This is a genomic window from Verrucomicrobiota bacterium (assembly GCA_016871675.1).
In the GTDB taxonomy this organism is placed as follows: Bacteria; Verrucomicrobiota; Verrucomicrobiia; order Limisphaerales; family VHCN01; genus VHCN01.
Genome location: VHCN01000022.1, coordinates 14,576 through 34,845, shown reverse-complemented (window position 1 = coordinate 34,845; position 20,270 = coordinate 14,576). Strand labels below are relative to the sequence as shown.

The following is a 20,270-nucleotide window of genomic DNA, read 5'->3' as shown; positions in this document are numbered from 1 at the left end:
TTTTCATTTCTTGGGCACTCCGAAGCAGCGGACCACGCCGTCCATGCTCGCAATGAAGAGGCGGCCTTGGGCGACCGCCATGCCGTCCCAGACCGGCGGGCTCTGCAAATCCACCTCGGACTTCTGGGAGCCGTCGGTCATCGAGACCGCCCAGAGCCGGCCGCCTTTCTTGCCTTCGAGCGCGTCGTCCTGATCTTTCAACTGTTGGAAGATCGACGTGTCCTTTTGCGAGAGGCGCTCGAAGGCGTATTCCTCATCGAGCACGTCGGGTGGGCCGGAGAGCAGGATGGTCTTGCCGGACATCGCCATCGCGCGCGTGACGACGGGCACGTAGCGTCCCCATTCGGGCTTGAAGAAAATGCCGCCGCCCGCGGCTTTCTTCGCGGGTTGTGCGCCGGGATTGGGATTCGAGGCCACGGCCGGTGCGGGGGCAGCGGCAGGGCCCTTGCGGAACCACAGCGCGCCGCCGACCTTGCCTTTGCCGCTGTCCACGCCGGCCGATACGCCGTGCAAGCCGTTGCCGGATTCGTCGCGCGCGTCGCCGTTGTCGAATGAGCTGAACAGCACGGCTCCCGCCGCGGGCTTCGCGGGCGTGGCCATCGCAGCGCGCGTGGAAATCTCCTGGGCGCCGAGTTCGCGGTGATAAATCGCGAACTGGTCGAGCATGCCGCTGAACGAACCTGCCAGCGCGCCGCCGGTCACGGCGCTCGTGTCGCCGCCGAGGCGCAGGCCCTGTTTCGGAGCGACTGCGATGAGTTGCGAATCGGCTTCGGCCGCGAGTGCGCCGTCCACGTAGAGTTTCACCTTCTTGTCCGCGCCGAGCACGGTCGCGATGTGATGCCAGCCCTCGGAAAGCGCAACCTTCGAGGTGGCTGAGGCGAGCGATTGCGCGCTGCGAATGTGGAACGAGAGTTTCCCGCCCGTGACGGTGAGTGCGTAGCCGTTCAAGCCTGCGCCGTGCGAAACGAGAGCGCCATCCGCGCCATCGAGCATCGTCCACAGCTCGATGGTGAACGGCTTGCCGGCTGCATCGAGCTTCGCGGGGTTTTGAAAATCCACCGTGCCGCTGGCACCCGGCGTCGTGGCGGCCGCGGCAGTGGCCTTGCCTTTCTTGCCTTTCGCGCTCGCGGTCGCGTTTGGGTCCACGGGCGGCGGTTTCACGGTCTCGGCGATGTCGCGCGGCGTGGAGAAGAGCTGGTGTTCCAGCGTGGTGGTCCAGCGATGATACTGCGATTCGCGGCCGTAGGCGTAGACGTTCTTGTCGTCGAAGACGAGGATGCGCCCGGTGGGGGTGTTTTTGCCGGCCTGGAAGTAGCCGTTGTGGCCACCGGCGAAGTTCTTGCCGTAAACCCAGTAGCTGCGGTGGAACCATGAGTCATCGAGGTAACCCATGGGCGCGAAGATGTGCTTGCCATCGCCCTGTTGCGCCGCGCCTTGTTCGGGCGCGTTGGCGCTGATGGGGCCGATGTCCACGCGCCTGCCGTCGGCGGCGATCTTCTGCGAGCGCAGGAAGGTCCACTTGCCGTCGCTCGACAGGATGTCGTTCAGGCCGACGGGCATTTGCAGCGTCTTGTGTCGCTCTTGAAAGTCGCGTCCGGTCTCGGGATCAATCTCGTTGTAAACCTGCTCGACGTGTTTCTTGCCCGTCGCGGCGTCGAGCCGGAAGAACCGCAGCCCGCCGTCGAGAAACACGCTGCGGCCGGAGACAAAGCTGACGACGTTGTTTTCGACGAGCACGCTGCCGTGCACGGGCCACACCGATTCGAGCTGGTCGAACGCGAAGTGCCGCCGCTCATTCGGCGCGGCTTGGAAGCGCCACACGAGCGCCCCATCGCTCGCGCGCAGGCAATACACGCGGCCGTCCTTGCACCCGAAAAGCACGCGGCCCTTCCAATACGTCGGCGGTGAATCCACGCGGCCGCCGGCGGTGAACGTCCACGCGGGCGCGCCCGTTGCAGCGTCGAGCGCGTGGAGCGTGTGCCGGTCCACTTGCGAGACGAAGAGCTTGCCGTCCGCGATGGTCACGGCGGAGAGCGGTCCACCGAGGCGGAGTTCCCAGGACTTCTTGAGGTCGTCGGCGAGCGGTTGCGCGGAGTAGCCGCTGCGGGCGTTGTCGTGGCGATAGGTCGGCCAGTCGAACGGGTCGGCCACGCCTGCGATGGTCGCGCCATAGGCCGGGCCTTTCACGAGGCGCTGCTCGTCGGAGACTGGCGCCGGATGCGGCGAGTTGGAGCCGGGCGCGAGCGCGTTCATGCCGTCGAGCTTCGCCTCGGGATAGCACGCGCAGTTGTGCGGGCCGGCGTAGGTGAGTCCGTTGGCGGGAAGCACGCCGTAGAGGCACGCGCCGCGAACCCAGTGGTTGAGGTCCCAGTGCTTCTTCTCGTGGTCCACATACTCGATGCCCGTGCGCGACGGGATGAGGAATTGCTCCGTGGCCTTCGCGATGTAACAGCGGTGATGGAACCAGTAGGTGCCGGGCGGCACATCGGGCGCGAACTGCCGCTTGATCTCGCCCGTGCGCGGGTCGCGGCCCTTGAACTCACCCGTTTGCCCGCCGGAAAGCGTGCCCGCGTTCCACACGAGTCCGCCGGCGACGATGAGATCCTCGGGCGATCGGTAGCCGGATTTCTCGTGCGGCGCCGTCCAGAGTTCCTTGCCCGAGATGGCGTCGAGTCCCTTCATGGAGCCGTCGCCACCGGCGTAGAGCACCGTGTCGCCCGTGAGCAGCACGCGCGGGCCGTAGTTGAACTCGAAAAGCTGCCGCTTCGTGGCTTTCGTGCTCGCCCATTGCTCGGAGCCTTTCGCGGCGTCGAGGCTGATGATCTTGTCGCCGTCGTGGAAGATGACGCGCCTGCCGTCGGCGGCGAGGGTGAGCGGTGCGATCTTCGCGGCGGGCTTCTTCCAGAGGATTTTGCCGGAGGCCGCCTCGACCGCGAGAAGGTCGCGCGGCTTTTCGTCCCAGTTGAATTCAGTCTCGACGCGCTTCTGGTCGCTCTGCTGCTTCACCGCGAACTGGTCGAGGTGCCACGGGTTCGTGTTCACGATGACGAAGAGCGTGCCGTTGACGTGCAGCATTTCCTCGGCGCCTTTCGTGCCTTCGTAGGTGCGGAGGATTTTGCCCGTCGCACCGTCGAGCTGTGTCACCGGCTCGCGGATGCCGAGCGTGACGAAGAGCCGGTCGCCGTCCGCGACGAGCCGGCGCGAGAGCTGCGTGGGACCGGACTTGAGCGGCCAGAGGTGCGTGTTCCATTCGTCAATCGGCTGTTTCCAGAGCATCGTCCCGTTGAAGGCGTCGCGGGCGATGAGATTCCACTTCGCGGGAAGGAGGATCGAGACTCGCGAGCCTTCGTCCATGATGTAGAACATCCGTCCGCCGCTCGTGACTTGTGCGCTGACGCTCGACATGCGGTCGTGATGTCGCGACCAGCGCGGGCCTGCGACCCATTGCAAGCGCTCCGGTGGCGCGACGATCGTGTCCTTGGAGACGGCGTTGCCCTTCGCGTCGTAAAAATAGTGCGTCCAGTCGTCGAGGCCGGGATTCTTCGACTTCACCGTCTTCTGCCACGCGCCGCCCCGCCGCACGTAAGCGACGCCGTTCGGCACGAGCACGCGTTTGACTTCCTCGAGGCTCACCCCCTGCAAGTCTTCCGCGACGAGGAGGTTCACGAGGTTGTCGATGTAAGGCAGCGAGCCGCCGCTGAACTCGTCCGCCGAGACGTCGCCGTAAGCGCCAAGCTGGCGGATGCCCTGCCTCGCAGCGGCGACGGTCGTGGGATCCTTGAAAAGGGCGTGAACCTGGTAACTCGAATTTGCGCGCAGCGCCGCCGTAAGATTCCAATCGAGCGCGCCGAGGTGCACGACGAAGCCGCCCTTCACACCCGTGGCATCGAGGATGGCGCGGGCGGTCGCCTGGGCGCCGGCGTCGCCGGGCGCGGCAGGGGCGTTGATGGTGAACGCGAAGGTCGTGACGAGGATGCCCGCGGCGTGGCGTGCGAATCGCGAGAGTGAAAGGGGATTCATGAGGGAGTTCTTTCGGCTGGGTCCGGCTTCATCGGGATTACACACAACCGCCGCGCGCCGCACAAACGGGAAATGCGCCCGGGCGGCAAGCAGAGATCGCCGCGATAGACGCGCGGGCTGACTCGAAGTTACCGGCCCTTCGAGGCGTTCAACGCCATGCCAATCGTGTGGCCGAGCCAGACCGCGAGCATGCAGAGCACGAACGAACCCGTCGCGTTCAGCGCGGCGGTCATCCAGCGGCCTTCCTGCGCGAGGTCAAGCGTCTCGAGGCTGAACGACGAAAACGTGGTGTATCCGCCGCAAAGTCCGGCGACCATGAATTGCCGCGAGGAGAAGGGCGCGAGCCAGCGCCCGTCGGGTCCGGTGAGCGCGGCCACGAGGCCGATGAAGAAGGATCCCGTCGCGTTGACGAAGAGCGTGCCGAGCGGAAAACCGAGCCCGAACTGGCGGGCCATCCAGGCGGACACGCCCCAGCGCGCGAGGCTGCCAAGCCCGCCGCCGATGAAAACCCACAAAGCCGCCGCACCCATGTTCAAGACTTGGCAACGGCTCGCGCCGAACGCGGCTGCCCGCTGATCCGCACCAGCGCGCCGTGGTCGAAGACGAACACGTTCCAATGCTGCCGGGTGGCGAGCGTCCGCAGCAATCTCATCACGTCAATGCCATCCACCGCCGCTCCGTTGGTAAGGAAGGATTGAATGTCCCGGGTCTCGAGCACGACTTCGGGGCCGTCCTTGAGCCCGCGATTGACCGCCCGCACGAGCGAGCGCGACCTCGCCGCGCAGGCACTGGCGGGCGTAGATTGTGACGTGTGGCGCATCTGGATTGAATGAAGAGTGACAGAGCTTCGCAACGCGGTCACGCACGACTTTTGGAAATCGGCAGGTTTGTTTGGGCTCGCAAATGGTGGCGCGCGGTGTGTCAGCGGGCGCAACACGACGTTGGCATTGGCGTTGAACGCCGGTAGCCTTCTCGCGCATGGCCGACGCACCGCGCATCCTTTACTGTCACTGCCAATACGCCCAGGTCGTGCCGCCCGAGGTGAAGGCGGCCGTGCTCCGCAAGCTCGCCGACTCGGGTGTGGCGTTCGACGCCGTGGCCGACCTCTGCGAAATGAGCGCGCGGCAGGATGCTTCGCTCAAGCGCCTCGCCGACGGCGGGCCGGTGAAAATCGCCGCGTGTTTCCCGCGCGCCGTGAAGTGGCTGTTCCACACCGCCCATGCCGACCTCCCGCTTGACGCTGCCGAAGTGCTCAACATGCGCGTGCAGAGCGCAGATGAAGTCTGCGCCGCGCTATTCAACGGTGAAGTGAAGGCGAACCTGCCAAGGGGAAAAGTCACTTCGGGCGATGCGCCGAAACCCGGGGCGCCGCAGTAAGCCAAGCCGGGCAACCAGGCGCGATCAACGGTGTTCCCGTGCTGGCTGCACCCAGAAACATGGACTCCTCCCTCGCTCCGTCCCTCGCGCTCGTCTTGGGCGTGTTCGCGCTCGGCACCTTTGCCAGCCACGCGCAAGACTGGCCTCGACGGGTGACGCTCCGTAACAATCGAAGCCCTCGGTGCGTCCACGTGGAGTAATCGCCTCCATGAACTTCATCGCAACCTTCCATCGCATTTGTTTCCTCCGCACTGCCGTAGCCGCCCTGCTGCTGGGCCTGGCGTGCACCGGCCCCGCGGCGACGCGTCCCAACTTGATCGTCATCCTCGCGGACGACCTTGGCTACGAAACGATCGGCGCGAATGGCGGGACTTCCTACAAGACGCCCGTGCTCGATGGACTCGCCGCGAAGGGCGCGCGGTTCACGCACTGCTTCGTGCAACCGCTCTGCACGCCCACGCGCGTGCAACTCATGTCCGGCATTTACAACGTCCGCAACTACGTGCGCTTCGGCCACCTCGACCCGCAGGTGGTCACATTGGGCAACATCCTCAAGCAGGCGGGCTATGCGACGTGCATCGCGGGCAAGTGGCAACTGGGGCAGGACGCCGCGTTGCCGCGCAAGTTTGGCTTCGACGAAGCCTGCCTCTGGCAGCACACGCGCCGGCCGCCGCGCTACGCGAATCCCGGACTCGAAATCAACGGCCTCGAGAAGGACTACAGCAACGGCGAATACGGCCCCGACCTCGTGAACGACTACGCGCTGGACTTCATCACCCGCAAGAAGGGCGAGCCGTTCTTCCTCTACTACCCGATGATGCTCACGCACAGCCCCTACCAGGCCACTCCCGACAGCAACGCGTGGGATCCGAAGGCCGTCGGCGAGGCGGTGAACCGCAAGCCCGAGCACTTCGGCGACATGGTTACCTACATGGACAAGCTTGTCGGGAAGCTCGTCGCCAAGCTCGACGCGCTCGGGTTGCGGGAGAACACGCTCATTCTTTTCCTCGGGGACAACGGCACCGGGCGCGGCACGCCTTCCAACATGGCCGACCGCGTCGTGATCGGAGGCAAGGGAACGACCACGGCCGCCGGCATGCACGTGCCGCTCATCGCGAGCTGGCCTGCCCGGATCGCGCCCGGCACGGTCAGCCGCGAACTCGTGGACAGCACGGACATCCTGCCGACGATTTGCGCCGCGGCGGGAGCCGAGGTGCCGGCGGCACTCCAGATCGACGGGCGCAGTTTTCTTCCGCAGTTGCGCGGCGAGAAGTCCACGCGGCGCGAGTGGATTTACTCGTGGTATTCGCCACGACAGGGCGCGGAACTTGCGGTCAAGGAATTCGCGTTCAACCACCGCTTCAAGTTGTATCGCACTGGCGAATTCTTCGACATCGAGAAGGACGCCGCGGAGAAGAATCCGATCGACGCAAAGACGGGCAGACTCGACGGCGACGCTGCAGCCGCGGTGAAGTTGTTGCAATCCGCGCTCGACCGCTATCGCGACGCCCGCCCCGCCAGGCTCGACAGCCCCGCGCCCGAATCCGGCAAGGCGAAGGGCAAGGCCAGGAAGAAGGCGCAGGCCTGACCGCGGAGTTGGTTGGAGAACCGCGGACGGCAGGGGTTACCCGGAGGACGACGGCGTTGGGACGCGGCATCGAGGTGGTTTCCGGCGGAAGCGGGCTGCGACTTGTGGATTTGCGCGGGAAACCCCGTGCTTGACCGTTGGAGGGCCGGAAGTTACAACACCTTCAAGCCGCGAGACACTACAGCGAGAGCGCAACTTGTTCGGCCCATTATGACCAAGCGAGACATCGTCGTTCGCATCAGCGAAGAAACCGGGCTGATTCAGCAGCACGTGCTCGACGTGGTGCAGAAGACGCTTGACCACATCTCGGAAGCCGTCGCGAAGGGCGACACGGTGGAACTGCGCAACTTCGGCGTGTTTGAGGTGAAGGTGCGCAAGGCGCGCATCGGGCGGAATCCGAATTCGCCGGAGCGTGACGTGCCCATTCCGTCGCGCGCGGTGGTGAAATTCAAGCCCGGCAAGGAAATGCGCGAGTCGGTGTTGAAGCTCTCCCCGCCGAAGCCCGCCGCCGCGCCGCCTCCCGCGCCGCCCGCCTAATCCGGGAAGTAGCGCAGGAAAGCCGTCTTGCGCAACCGCTCGATGTAGCGCCTTTGAAGGCGCGCCCGCTCCTGATCCGCCAGCACCCTCTCGATCTCGGCACGCACTTCGGCAAGCGGCTTGATGTGCGACGTCCGGACGGCTTCGAGTTTCAGCAAGTAGCAGGCATCCGCCGTCTCGATCACGTCGCTGTGCTGGCCCGGCTTGAGACCGCGCGCCGCGTCGGCGAGTTCCTTGCGCAGCACGGACAACTCCACCCAGCCCCAGTCGCCGCCCGCGTCCCGTTGCGAGCCGTCGGAGTAGACTTTCGCGAGGTCCGCGAACGGCTGGTTTTCCTTGAGCTTGCCGTGCAGTTCGCGAGCAAGGCGCGGGCGCGCCGTGTCCGCCGGGCCGGCCTTGTTGAGCGCGATGACGCGAATGTGCACCTGGTCGGGCAGTTTGAAATCATTCGTGTGCTCGCGGTAGTAGGTCTCGACCTTGAACGGTGAAATGATGATGGCCGAGGAGATGTTGCGGAGATACATCTGCTCCACGATGAAGCTCTCCTTCAGGTTCTGGCGGAAGCTCTCGTAGGTGGTGCCGTCGGCCTGGAGGGTCTTGGTGAGCGTCGCACGATCCGTGTATTGCTCCTTGATGCGCGAGGCGATGAAGTCATCGATGACAGCCTCCGGCAGCACCAGGCCGGACTTCTTGAAGTCGTCGAGAACGAGCTGCCGGTTGATGAGTTCGTCGATTCCGGCGCGCCACAGCTCCGAGGCCCGTTGCGCGAACACGCCCGGCTGGTTCGCGAACTGGCGTTGGATGACTCGCAGGGTTGGCTCCACGAAGCCGCGCACGTCCTTCTCCGTGATCACCGAGTCATTCACCTTTGCGATGATGCGGTTGACCTCGACGGGCGGCGCGGCTGCGGCGGTCGCGGTCAGCCCAACGGCCGTGCCCAACAAAGCGATGATGTCCTGCACGCGTGTCATCTCGATGCGCGAGTGTAGTGGCCCGGCGGCGCGGGTCAAGCGGGCGCGGAGAAGACGCGGGCATCTGTGGCATTGACGGGGCGGCGGCTCTCTGCAAACGTCCGCCCCGTGAACAGCGGTTCCCGGTTTGGATTTTGGCGCGCAGGGTCGGGCGGGTTTTGCTTCCGTCCCGTCCCGCTGCGTCCCCGGCTGCGCTGAGTTAAACCCAGAACATCCCGATGCCGCAGGTGATTGCCTGCGGCTTTTTTGTCGAATCCCGGCGTCCCGATTCCGAACCAAGAGAAAGCCACCATGATCATCGTCCTCAAGCCCCGGATCTCCCGCAAGGAGGAGTCCGCCGTCCTGTCCGAAATCCGCAAGCTCGGCTACCGGCCGCACGTGATGCGCGGCGTCGAGCGCACCGTGATCGGCGCAATCGGCGATGAGCGCACGCACCACAACCTCGAGACGCTCACCGCGTGGCCGCAGGTCGAGAGCGTCACGCCGATTCAGAAGCGCTTCAAGCTCGTCAGCCGCGAGGCGCACCCGGCCAACTCCACGGTCACGGTCGGCCGCGGCGTGGTCATCGGCGGGCGCAAGTTGCAGGTGATGGCCGGCCCGTGCTCCGTCGAAAGCGAGAAGCAACTGCTCGCCACCGCGCACGCCGTGAAACAGGCGGGCGCAACCCTCCTGCGCGGCGGCGCGTTCAAGCCGCGCACGTCGCCCTACGAATTCCAGGGATTGGGCTTGAAGGGTCTCAAGCTGCTCGCCAAGGCGCGCCGCGAGACGGGACTGCCGGTGATCACGGAACTGCTGTCCGAGGAACACGCGGAACTCGTGGCCGAATACTCGGACGTGCTTCAGATCGGCGCGCGCAACGCGCAGAACTTCCAGTTGCTCATCGCCGCCGCGCGCACGGGGCGGCCGGTGCTGCTCAAGCGCGGGCTCGCGATGCGCATCGAGGAATGGCTGCTTGCCGGCGAGTATGTGCTCTCGAACGAAAACCCGAACCTGCTCTTCTGCGAGCGCGGCATCCGCACGTTCGAGAACTACACGCGCAACACGCTCGACCTCTCCGCCGTGCCGATCATCAAGCGCGAGTCGCACTGCCCGGTGGTGGTGGACCCGAGCCAGGGCACGGGCCGCTCGGACCTCGTCGGCTCGCTGTGCAAGGGCGCGGTCGCGATGGGCGCGGACGCGCTGCTCATCGAGGTGCATCCGAACCCGGCGGAGGCGTGGAGCGACGGCGCGCAGCAGCTCACGCTCGACGGCTTCGCGAAGTTGATGGAGGAACTCAAGCCCTTCATCGCGGCGGCGGGCAGGGAGTAGCCAGGGCGCCGCGGCTTCCGGGAAGAACGCCGGCCTCCGGTCACTTCGGCGCGAGCGCCTGGCGGAATGCGGCATTCGTCGCCAGCGGGCCGAACCGGGCATCAGTGCCCGCGAGCCGGCGCAGGTCGTTGACGTTTGTCGCCCTGGTCAGCAGGCGCGCGTCGCTCAACCGGATGGCATGCGTGAGCGTGGCGACGGCTTCGTCGTGCTTCGAGAGCGCCGCCTGGATGGCTGCGAGATCGTAGAGTCCCTCGGGATTGTCCGGCGCGGCGCGATTGAAGCGCAGCATCACCTGTTCGAGTTTCAGGATGCTGTTCGAGTTCCGCATGTCGAACGCCATGTTGTAGGCTTGGGCGAGCAACATCAGCGAGGCGGGGTCGGGGTTCGGCGTGGTGAGGATGTGTTCGCCCACCTGCACGGCCTTCAGCGCGGCTTGCGAACGCCGCGCCGTGTTGCCCATCCGCCCGTAGAGATCGCTCAGCGTGAGCAGTGTCGAGACATCGGACCCGGGGCTGATGAGGAACGGGTCCATGACGGAATAGGCGCGGTTGGTGTCACCCATGCCGGCGTAGAGTTGCACGAGTTGGAGCGCGGCCTGGAAGTTCGTGGGGTTGGCCTGCTGTTGCGCCGCGAGTTGCGAGACTTGCGAGCGCGCCCTGTTCTGCGCGGTGATTCCGGCGTCGAACTGTTTGCGCATCTCGCGGAGGTTTCTCTCGAGGTCGCGCGCGCTTTGATTCGCCGGGTCGAGCCGGATGAATGTCTGCGCGAGACGGATGGCGTCGTCCACGAGGTTGAGGCAGCCCGGGGCGTTGCCGCGGCCGGCCTCCATGTTGGCCTTGCTGATGAGCAGGTTCGTGTAGCGGAAGAGCGCCTCCGGGCTGAACGGGCAGAACGCGTAAGCCTGTTTGAAGGCGAACTCGGCTTCGCGGATCATCTTCTCCTGAAGCGCCGGGTTGCCCGCGTGGTGGTTGATGCGCCAGTAGTAGACGCCGGCGATCGCGCTGCGCAGCTTGCTGAAGGCCTTCTGCCCGTCGTCGTCACGCGAGAATTTCGGATCGCCTTCGAATCCGCGCGAGAGTTCCGTCGGGAATGCGTCGTCGAGCAGCCGGCGGTTGAGCCGGATGAATGCCTTGCCGTGCGGGGATTCGGAAACCATCCGCAGCACTTCGGGATGCACCACGGTGCCGGCGAACCGCTGCGGCTCGTAAAGGGGCTGGGTGCGGATGATGCGGTCGAGGTCCGCGGCGAGCAGCTTCCGGAGCATCGGGTTTGAGGACTCCGCGTTGGTGGCGCCCCTGAGCAACTGGCGCGTCTGTTCGGACAACTGCCCGCTCAGGAACGTGGCGAACGGGTTGGCGGGCGCGTGGAGTTTCGCGGCGAGCGACGGCAGGTTGAGGATGTCGCCCTCGAGAACCTTGGAGTCCATTTCGCGCCGCTTGTAGACTTTCTCGGCGAAGGCGCAGAGCGTGGAAACGGGCGTGTCGTAGGTGATCCAGTTGCCGATGAACCGCCGCGAATACTGGCTCCAGAACTCGTGGTCGCGCTGGAGGATCTCGTCCGTCAGCTCGGCCAGCGGCTGGCGGTTGATCTTCATGATGATGCCGCTGGGCGTGAGGTAGGGATACATCCAGTCGAGCGGGAAACTTTCCTCCACGTAGAAGTCGTGGTCGGGGTTTGCGTCGAAGATCATCTTCGTGAGCAGGCCGTTGATGGACATGACAGCGACCTGGCCCTGGACGGAAAGCCGGTTGCCTTCCCAGCGGATGTCCTCGCCGGGCTTCACCTGGCGCGGCTCGTTCGGGAAGTCCTTGTCGTGCTTCGCGCGTCGTGTTGCGTCCTCGACGTAATCGTTGAACGCCTTCTGCGAGTCGGGGATGGAGGGCGTCTTGATTTCGAGGTCGGGATAAACGCCGCCCTCGCTGATGGCGATTTGTTTCGGGTAGGCCGCCTCGATCAACTGGCGGTTGAGCCGGATGCGGGTGTAGCCGGAGGGTTTTTCCTTGATGAAGCGCTGCAGCCGCGGGCTGAGCGTGACGCCCGCGAAGCGGCCCGCCTCGTAGAGCACGGGGACTTTCGTCAGGGCCTTCAACTCTTCCGCGAGTTTGTCGCGCCCGGTTTGGATTCGCTCGAGCAATCCCTTGAGCAGCTTTTCCTTCGCGGCGGGGTCCTTGAGCCAGTAGTTGCGTGATCGCAGTTCCGCGTCGAGCTCGGGGTTCGGTGTGACGGATGTGCCCGCGATGAGTGCCTTGATGTCCTTGAGGTCGCGCTCGGCGTCCGCGAGGTCGGGCATGATTTCGCGGGCGCGCCGCACGGCCTGGTATTCCTTTTCCATGAGGGCGTTCAGGTCGCGCGCGAGCAGGCGGCGGGTGCGCGACTCGGCCGGCGCGGACTTCAGCGCGGCCTGGGTGTCGGGTGTGAGGTGATCGAAGAGGAACCGGGAGACGCCGTCGTCCTGCTGCGCCGAGGTGAGCCGCGTGGCGAGCGCGGGCATGCCGGGGAAGTCGCTTTCCTTGAACCATGAGTTGCCGATGCGGCGGTCCTTCTCGATGCGGTCGCCGATGCCCGTGAAGAAACTGTCCACCGGCCGAACGATGGGCTTGAGCAAGCCGGTGGTGACTGAGACGGCGCGTTCGATGCGATTGGTCAGGTGCGGGAGGTTGTTGTTCTTGAGGTTGAGGTTGTCCTTGCCCATCGCGCGGTTCTGAATGCTTTGGGCGAAGTGATCGATCGCGCCCTGCAAGAAGGGCGGGTCGGTCTGCGCGCTGCGGTTGAAGTGGGCGCGGATGTATTGGAGATACGTGCCGTCGGCGAGCGCGTTTTGAGTGATGATATAGACGTCGCGCCGGTCAAACGCGGGGTCGCGCGGCTTGTGCTTCGCGGGGGTGAAGCTCTCGGAGAAGATCATGTAGGTCGGGCAGAAGCGGCCCGGGTCCGTGCCGCCGAAGAGCACGGTGTCGCGGGTCATTTCGGGATAGACCGACTTGTCGCCTGCCTTCAGCCGTTCCTCGCGCTCGACGGGGTCGTAGGTGAGCGGTTTGCCGGGTTGCTTGTGGCTCAGGAACGGTGGCGTGAACATGTCGTGGCCGAACCAGTAGCCGAACAGGTGGCCGCGCTGCTCGTTCTTCGCCCAGTGCGCGATGATGGTCTGCGCGGGCATCAATGCGAACACCGCGAGCAGCACCGCCACCGGCGCGCGCCGCCGGAACGCCAGTCCCGCGAGCAGCAGCAACCCCATCCACGCGATGCCGAGGGACGCCGCGAGCTTGTCCTGCGGGAACGCGCTCTCTTCCGCCGGCAGCGACGTCACCAAGTCCCACACGGCCTCCAGTTCGTTGCGGGGGAGGGACCGGACCAAGCCGGTGTCGCCGAACACGACGATGCCTTGATACAAGCCGAGCCCCGCCATCACGGACACGACGATGAGGAAGCTGCGCCGCCGGTTCTGATAGTCGCTCGCGAGCCACGCGACGAGCAGCGCGAAGCCGTAGCCGATGAACGCGCCGAGCATGAGGTGCGACGCGGTGAAGAAGACCTTTGTCAGCTCGCGGCTCTGCCGGTCGGGCCCGGGATTGAGCAGGAACATCAGGATGAATGCGAGGCAGGCGCCGATGAAGCCGAGGCCGATCACCCACGCGCGCTCGCGCTGCTTCATGCGCGCGAGGAAGAAGAGCGGGATGAGCGCCACGAGGCAGAGCACGGGCGTGAATTCCTCCATCGCGCCTTCCTTGAGCATGGTGACCTGCTCGAGGTAGCGCTTGACCTCCGTGGTCGGGTTGGTCTTCTCGTATTGGCCGCGGGTCAGGGCGTGGATGAAGCCCTCGATGGTGCGCGGGTAGCCCCAGTTGAGCGGCGGGTTGCTCATGCCGGCCATGGGCATGTAGAAGTAGAACGACGAGCCGAGGAAGGTGAAGACCACCAGGATCATCAGCGCGGGCCGCATGGACTTCATCAGCCATGCGCGGACCGTTTCCGCACCCTTCGCGGACATCATGACGAAGGTCACGACGGCCAGCGCAATGAACTGGTAGAACGTCATGAACTTCAGCGCGAGCGACTGCGCGCTTGCCGCGGCGTTCATGCGCTCCTGGGAGCCTTCGTTCCGAGCGAGTTGCTCGGAGCCGACAGCGTTGGACCACGCCACCCAGATGAAGAGCGCGATCAGCGCGTAGACGGCCGAGGCCGCGAGCTTTCCTTCCGTGCCGCCTTCGATGCCGAACCACAACACGACGAGGATCGACGCGATGCCGACGATGAGGAACATGCTGAACACGGCCGGGTTGCCGATGAATCCCGGAGAGACAAAACCCTTGAGGAACAAGCCGCCGAGGAAGAACAGGCTGTTCAGCCAAAACAGGTCGCGCCCGAGCTTGCGGTTGCGCAGGAGGATGGCCACTTCGATGCCGGGCGCGGCCACGATGAGCGTCTGGTGATTCGTGAAGCACACGCCGAAGAGAAAGAACGCCCAATACAAATAGCGCCGCTGCTCCGGCGCGTGGTTCCAGCGCATCAGGCACACGATGGTGCCCATCAACGAGAGCGTGCTGAGTGTGTAAACCTCCACGATCACCGCCTGGCTCCACATGAAGCCGTTGAAACCGAAGAGCATCCCCGCCAGCCAGCCCGCGACGATGCACAGCGCCGACTCGAGCTTGCGGTCCATGGCTTTGAACTGGTCGATCCCCTCCAGAATCATGCTCGTGCCGCGCGATGTGATGAGCGCGAGCAAGCCGCATGTCGCCGCTCCCGCCACCGCGGATGCCAGAGCCACGCGCCAGGCCATGTTCGAATACGGCACCAGCACCGTGAAGAGCCAGGTGTAAAGCGTCCACACGGGGTAACCCGGCGGGTGCGGCACGCCTGCGTATTGTGAGGCGACGGCGAGCTCGCCCGAGTCTTCCAGCGTCAAGTCCGGCGCGAGCGTGAGCAGGTAGCCGATGAAGACGAACAACGCCGTGGCCAGCGCCGTGATCCAGTCCACGCGCCGGAACAGCGCTGCGGGTGGAGCGGTCGCCGCGGCTGTGTTAGACGGGGCTGTGGCGGCCTTGTTGATCGCGGCGACAAGCTCCTCGGGCTTGTTCACGGACCCGGAGGCCTGCGTGGTGGACGCCTTGGGCGAGTTCGAACCGGTGCCGTTGGATTGGGCGGGCTTGGATTTGTGGTTCTTGCTCATCTGGACGGGTTCGACACCGGTCGGCTTCCCGCGTTCAGGAAGCGCCAAGTTCAAGGTCAACCCAAGGCGAAGTCCATCCCAAAATGCCTCCGGTGGAACACTGAGGACGCAGAACTATCGGGGTTGTAAGCCGATGGCAGCGTGGTGCGTGGTGCGTGAAAACCCGCGCGACGGGCGTGCTGATCTTCGCGCACGACCCGCCAAGTCCGATCCCGCGGTTGCCCGTCCCTTGCGGTTCCCACCTACTTCACCACCACCCACACGTTTCGGTAGAAGACGGGGTTCCCGTGGCCCTGCAGTTGGATGGGGCCGCCTTGCGGTGACTCGGGTTTGCCGCCGCCCGTGGGGCCGTTGATCTCCTGCTTGTCGTGGATGACGACGCCGTTGTGCCGGACGGTGATGACGGCGTTGCTGGTCTTCTTCCCTTCGGCGTCGAACTTCGCGGCCGCAAACTCGATGTCGTAGGTCTGCCACACAAGTGGCGGGAAGCACATGTTCACGCTTGGCGCCGTCTTTGAATAGAGCCCGCCGCACTCGTTGTTCTGACCCTTGAGCCCGAAGCTGTCGAGCACCTGCACTTCGTAACGATCCTGCATATAGACGCCACTGTTCGCGCGGCCCTGTCCGCGCCCAAGCGGCTTGAACGGCAGCAGGAACTCGCAATGCAGCGTGAAGTTTTGGAAGTCATCGCGCTTCGTCTTCGTGCCCGGCGCGAGCAGCCGGCGCTTCAAATCGTCCTCATGCCCGCCGGCAAACGCGTCGAAGCTCGTGCCGTCAAAAAGCACGACCGCTCCCGCGGGCGGCTTCGCGCCGAGGGTCGGGCTCGCGCGGCTGACCTTCTTCAGTGTGAACGGCTTCTGGTCGTTCATGCCCGTCAGCGAATCCTTGGTGAGTGTCGCCTTCCCGCCCGCGGGTAGTGTGAAGGTCACGTTGTCGCCGTCACGCTTGGACTCGGCCTCGACCTTCGCGGACTTGTCCCAACCCGCGCCCGGCAACCCGCCTTGATGGAACACGACGCGAAATGTGGCGTTGCCCATCGCGATGACCTGCGCGCCAAGCTTGGCGTCGGCGTATTCACCCTGCAGGTCAATGTCAGGCCCGGCCGCGCGGGCTTGCTCGATTGTGAGGTAAGTGCCCGCTTCTGGTTTGGCGTCCGCCGCGAACGTGCGCGGCGCCAGGGCGAGGCCTAGGGTCAGTGCGAGCAGTGGAGTCTTCATGAAATGGAGGATGGAGGTTTGGGTTCGATTCGCGTTCGCGCGTCCCGGTGCTGGGCCAAAGCTACCGGAGGAAACGGAGAAGTCCAACTGCTTCGTGAGCCTCAGCAACCCGTCCGCGTGGGCCGCGCCCCCCGCCGCGGGGGATTGCCCGCGTGGTCGATTGATGGTTAGCTTGTGCCGCTGCTGGTTCCATAGAGGAACGGGCGGCCATGCATGCTGACAATCCTGCGCATTCTCTTCACGGGAGCACTTGTTTTCGTGATGTGGCGGGGATCGCAAGAAGGCCCCGGCAGCGGCGCGGCCGACACCACGGCCGCCTACTACATGGGCTTGTCGCTCATCCTCGCCATCGGCACCGGCATCGTGTGGGCGCCCGCGGTCGGCGCGATGGTCGTGGCGCCGCTCGATGCCACGCTCACGTGCGGCTCGTTCATGGTCGAGGAGCACAAGTCGCTGCGCCTTGTTTACTGGCTCATCAAGCGCAAGCATCGGCGGCTCGCGGTGTTCTTCTGCCTGGTCGAGGCCGTCAACCACCCCGACTGGCCGACGGCTTACAACATCGGCATGCGCCACGCGAAGCGCGGTTCGCGCCTCGAGCGCATCTTCGCCAAGGAAGTCTGGCGCTTTGACAACGCGCAGAACGCGCTGCTCGCCCACGAGGTCCTTCGCCGGCACGGCGTCGCACCGCCGCCCCACACGAATTCCGAGGTCATGTGGCAGCTCACGATGCGCGAAAAGAAAGAGACGCCGATGCGTGAGCCGATTCCCGTCCCGCCCGCCGCGTCGCCGCCGCCGCTCAAGCGCAATCCGCTCATCAAGCTGTATCAGGAAGAGGCCGAACCTTCAGCCGGCGATGAGTTTGCGGCCGAGGCGTTCCGGCCGCCGACCCTGCCCTCATCCGCGATTTCGACCGGTGCAAAGCCTGCGGCGGGTTCGCGGCGAAGTTCCTCCGGGGAGGCGCCTCCCGCCGGCGCGGATGGCGGGCTCTTCGGCTGGCTTCGCCGGCTCGCGCCGAAACGCTGACCGACCATGTTCAAGATCATCCGACGCATCCTCCAAGTCGTGCTGCTGATCGCCATCGGCGCGTTCGGCTACTGGCTCTGGCTTCATCCCGAGGCGCTCAAGCCCGCCGCGAAGCTCTACAAGGAAGGCGAGGCGAAGGTGAAGGAAGTCCTCACCGCCGAGCAGGAGCAGAAGAAAATCATCGGCGAAGTCAGCGGCCGCGTGACGCGCGTTTACACGGGCGATGCCTTCCAGCTCACGGATGCCACGGGCGTGTTCAACTGGCGGCTCAGCGGCATCATCGCTCCGGAAATGCCCGTGCAACGCACGCCCGGCATGGAGCGCACCGCGGGCGACCTGAGCCGGGAGTTCCTCGCCTCGCTCGTCGTCTCCAACTCCGTGCGCATCGCCGTGCTCCACTCCGAGGGCGTGCAGGGGAGCGATGGCATCGCCTACATCGGCACGAACAACGTGAACCTCGCCATGGTCGCCGCCGGCATGGCACGGCTCAACGAACGTGTGGCGCACGTGCTGCCGTTCGACATCCGCCGCCTTATCGAAAAGGCCGAGATGGACGCGCGCACGGCGAAGCTCGGCATCTGGGCCGAAACCCCGGGCGCGACGCCCTCGAAGTAGCGCGGCGGCGACGGTGCTTCGCTTCCCCTCTCAATCCAAGGCATCACCCGGCACGTGGCTTGCGCGCCGCGAGGCTCCCCTGCACAATCCGCGCCCATGTTCACCGTCCGCCCGGCCGTGCGTGAAGACTGTGCGGGCATTCTCGAAATCTACAACGACGCCGTCCTGCACACGACGGCGACTTACGATTACGACATCTCCACGCTGGCGCAGCGCGAGGCGTGGTTCGACGACCACGCGGCGACGGATTATCCGGTGTTCGTCGCCACTGATGCCGAGAGTCGTATTGTGGGATGGAGCGCGCTGAACCGTTTCCGCGACCGCGCCGGCTACCGCTTCACGACGGAGAACTCGGTTTACGTCGCGGCGGACAAACGCGGGCTCGGCATCGGCCGGATGCTGCTGCCGCCGTTGATCGGGGCGGCGAACGCGCGCGGGTTTCGCGCGATCATCGCCGGGATCGACGCGGACAACGACGTGAGCGTGCGGTTGCACGCGAAGTTCGGCTTCGTGGAAGTGGCGCGGCTGCGGCAGGTGGGCTTCAAGTTCGGCCGCTGGCTCGACGTGATTTACATGGAGCTGCTGCTGCCGGAGGCGAAGTGAGCCGCCGCCCGACTACGGCGACCCCGGCGCAAGCGTGACGCGTGGAGGGCTGTCAGGTTTTCCCGCGCCGCTCAAGGCGAATGCGCGGCGATTGGCCCCGGCGCGACCGCGCTTGAACATTCGCCCACCCGTGGCAATCTCGGGTCACGTCCGCTTGAACACCGATTTCCCATCGCGCCGGTTGCGCTTCGGCTTGGTCGCCTCGCTCCTGCTTGGGGTCGCATCGCTCCACGCGGCGGTGCCGCGCGGCCCGACGGGGCGCGACTCGTTCTTCGCCTCGACCGATGCGCACAAGTTCGTGATCAAGCTTGCGCCGGAGGAACTGGCCAAACTCCGCAAGAACAACCGCGCCTACGTGAAGTGCGACGTCACGGTGAACGATCATTTCTTCGCCAAGGACGCGGGCATCCACCTCAAGGGCGGCGCGGGGAGTTTCCGCGGAGTGGATGACAAGCCCGCGCTGACGCTCAGCTTCGGGAAGTTCATCGACACGCAAAAACTCATGGGCGTGCGGAAGCTGCACCTCAACAACTCCGTGCAGGACCCGAGCTTCATCACGGAGAACGTCTGCGGCTGGATGTTCGACAAGGCCGGCGTGCCCGCGCCGCTCGCCACGTATGCCCGCGTTGAGTTCAACGGCCGCGACCTCGGCTTCTACGTCGCCATCGAGGGATTCGCGAAGGACTTCCTCCACCGCTACTTCGAGGATGTTTCCGGCAACCTCTACGACGGCGGCTTCTGCCAGGACATCGACGCCAAGAAGCAGAAGCTCCTCGGCGAGGACCCCAACGAGCAGCGCGACCTCAAGGCGCTTGTGGACGCCGCGCGCGAGCCTGACCCGCAAAAACGCTGGCTGCGGCTCTCCGAACTGCTCGACACGCCGCGGTTCGCCTCGTTCCTCGCGATGGAAGTCATGACGAGCCATTGGGACGGCTACGTTCACAACCGGAACAACTACCGGATGTATCACGACCCCAAGTCCGGCAAATTCGTTTTCCTCCCGCACGGCATGGATCAGATGTTCGGCGGCGGCCATCACGCGCTCCGGCCCGCCGGGCTCAACGGCCTGCTCGCGTCCGGCTTCATGGCCACGCCGCAGGGCCGCGAACTCTACGAACAGCAGGCCCGCGCCGCTTACACCAACGCCTTCAATCTCGAGGAAGTCATCGCGCGCGTGAACGACCTCAACGCGATCATCCGGCCCGCGCTCGCCGCCATCAACCCGCGCGCCGCGCAAGACCACGCAGGGCAGGTCGCCGCATTGCGCGACCGCATCGTCGCCCGGCATCGTGCCATCGGCCAGCAACTTGGCTCGCCGCCGCCCGATCCGATGAAGTTTGCCGCCGACAACACCGCGAAGATTCCAAGATGGGAGGCGCGGCAGGATTCCGGCGACCCCGCGCACGAGCAGCCCAGGGTGGATGGCCGCGCGACGCTGCACATCACTTCGAAGGGCTCGCCCACCGTCGCCTCGTGGCGTGCGCCCGTGCTGCTCGGTCCGGGCAAGTATCGTTTCACCGCCGATGCGAAGGCCGCGGGCATCGAACCCCACACGGGCGACCCCGGCACCGGCGCAGGCTTGCGAATCTCCGGGGGACAGCGCGTGAACAAACTCTTCGGCAGCGCCGCGTGGACGACGCTGGAACACGAGTTCGAGGTTGGCGAACTCACTGAAGTCGTCCTCGTCGCCGAGCTTCGCGCCAACAAAGGCGAGGTGTGGTTCGACGCCGCGTCAATGAAACTGACGCGGGTGAAGAATTAGCGCGGGCTCGGGAACTCGGACTGCGGTCGAAGTGAGAAGCTCGGGATTCGTGGCTGCGAAACTAGCCGCGCATGTAGAC

The 20,270-nt window shown here is 65.4% G+C and carries 13 protein-coding genes and 1 pseudogene; 8 read left to right on the top strand and 6 right to left on the bottom strand.

The features are described 5' to 3' along the window. Positions 1 to 3: 3 nt before the first annotated feature. The 3 genes from FJ386_06990 to FJ386_06980 form a co-directional block, all read right to left on the bottom strand. Positions 4 to 4,020, bottom strand: a complete 4,017-nt coding sequence (locus tag FJ386_06990; protein ID MBM3876448.1) for a hypothetical protein — start codon at positions 4,018 to 4,020, stop codon at positions 4 to 6. 128 nt (positions 4,021 to 4,148) lie between these two features. Further along, positions 4,149 to 4,550 carry a fluoride efflux transporter CrcB gene (gene crcB, locus FJ386_06985; GenBank protein MBM3876447.1) on the bottom strand — a complete coding sequence of 134 codons (402 nt, stop codon included), beginning with the start codon at positions 4,548 to 4,550 and terminating at the stop codon, positions 4,149 to 4,151. A gap of 2 nt (positions 4,551 to 4,552) precedes the next feature. Beyond that, complete coding sequence (locus FJ386_06980; GenBank protein ID MBM3876446.1) at positions 4,553 to 4,840, bottom strand: hypothetical protein; 288 nt, start codon at positions 4,838 to 4,840, stop codon at positions 4,553 to 4,555. 158 nt (positions 4,841 to 4,998) lie between these two features. Between FJ386_06980 and FJ386_06975 the strand changes: the two genes are divergently transcribed. The 3 genes from FJ386_06975 (at position 4,999) to FJ386_06965 (ending at position 7,522) form a co-directional block, all read left to right on the top strand. Continuing rightward, complete coding sequence (locus tag FJ386_06975) at positions 4,999 to 5,397, top strand: hypothetical protein (protein MBM3876445.1); 399 nt, start codon at positions 4,999 to 5,001, stop codon at positions 5,395 to 5,397. A gap of 208 nt (positions 5,398 to 5,605) precedes the next feature. Further along, positions 5,606 to 6,985: an arylsulfatase gene (locus FJ386_06970; GenBank protein MBM3876444.1), complete on the top strand. Its 1,380-nt coding sequence runs from the start codon at positions 5,606 to 5,608 to the stop codon at positions 6,983 to 6,985. A gap of 210 nt (positions 6,986 to 7,195) precedes the next feature. Then, the gene (locus FJ386_06965) at positions 7,196 to 7,522 is read left to right on the top strand and encodes an integration host factor subunit beta (GenBank protein MBM3876443.1); all 327 of its coding nucleotides are present in this window, start codon (positions 7,196 to 7,198) and stop codon (positions 7,520 to 7,522) included. Here the strand turns inward: FJ386_06965 and FJ386_06960 are convergent. After that, positions 7,519 to 8,493: a hypothetical protein gene (locus FJ386_06960; GenBank protein ID MBM3876442.1), complete on the bottom strand. Its 975-nt coding sequence runs from the start codon at positions 8,491 to 8,493 to the stop codon at positions 7,519 to 7,521. The two genes, FJ386_06965 and FJ386_06960, sit on opposite strands and share 4 nt — an antisense overlap. 291 nt (positions 8,494 to 8,784) lie before the next feature. Between FJ386_06960 and aroF the strand changes: the two genes are divergently transcribed. Further along, on the top strand, positions 8,785 to 9,801 hold the full coding sequence (aroF, locus tag FJ386_06955; protein ID MBM3876441.1) for a 3-deoxy-7-phosphoheptulonate synthase: 1,017 nt from the start codon (positions 8,785 to 8,787) through the stop codon (positions 9,799 to 9,801). Between the two features lie 4,231 nt (positions 9,802 to 14,032). Here the strand turns inward: aroF and FJ386_06950 are convergent. After that, positions 14,033 to 14,971, bottom strand: a pseudogene (locus tag FJ386_06950) (DUF2723 domain-containing protein). 242 nt (positions 14,972 to 15,213) lie between these two features. Next, on the bottom strand, positions 15,214 to 16,188 hold the full coding sequence (locus tag FJ386_06945) for a DUF1080 domain-containing protein (GenBank protein MBM3876440.1): 975 nt from the start codon (positions 16,186 to 16,188) through the stop codon (positions 15,214 to 15,216). Between the two features lie 213 nt (positions 16,189 to 16,401). Here FJ386_06945 and FJ386_06940 point away from each other — a divergent pair, with 213 nt between their 5' ends. From FJ386_06940 to FJ386_06925, 4 genes are all read left to right on the top strand, one after another. Further along, entirely contained in the window at positions 16,402 to 17,211 is an 810-nt protein-coding gene (locus tag FJ386_06940) for a hypothetical protein (protein ID MBM3876439.1), read from the top strand. A 6-nt stretch (positions 17,212 to 17,217) separates the two neighbouring features. Next, entirely contained in the window at positions 17,218 to 17,826 is a 609-nt protein-coding gene (locus tag FJ386_06935; protein MBM3876438.1) for a hypothetical protein, read from the top strand. A gap of 96 nt (positions 17,827 to 17,922) precedes the next feature. Then, the gene (locus FJ386_06930) at positions 17,923 to 18,429 is read left to right on the top strand and encodes an N-acetyltransferase family protein (protein MBM3876437.1); all 507 of its coding nucleotides are present in this window, start codon (positions 17,923 to 17,925) and stop codon (positions 18,427 to 18,429) included. Positions 18,430 to 18,463: 34 nt separating this feature from the next. Continuing rightward, positions 18,464 to 20,191 (top strand): hypothetical protein, encoded by a 1,728-nt coding sequence (locus FJ386_06925; protein MBM3876436.1) that lies wholly within the window; start codon positions 18,464 to 18,466, stop codon positions 20,189 to 20,191. The last annotated feature ends 79 nt before the right edge of the window (positions 20,192 to 20,270 follow it).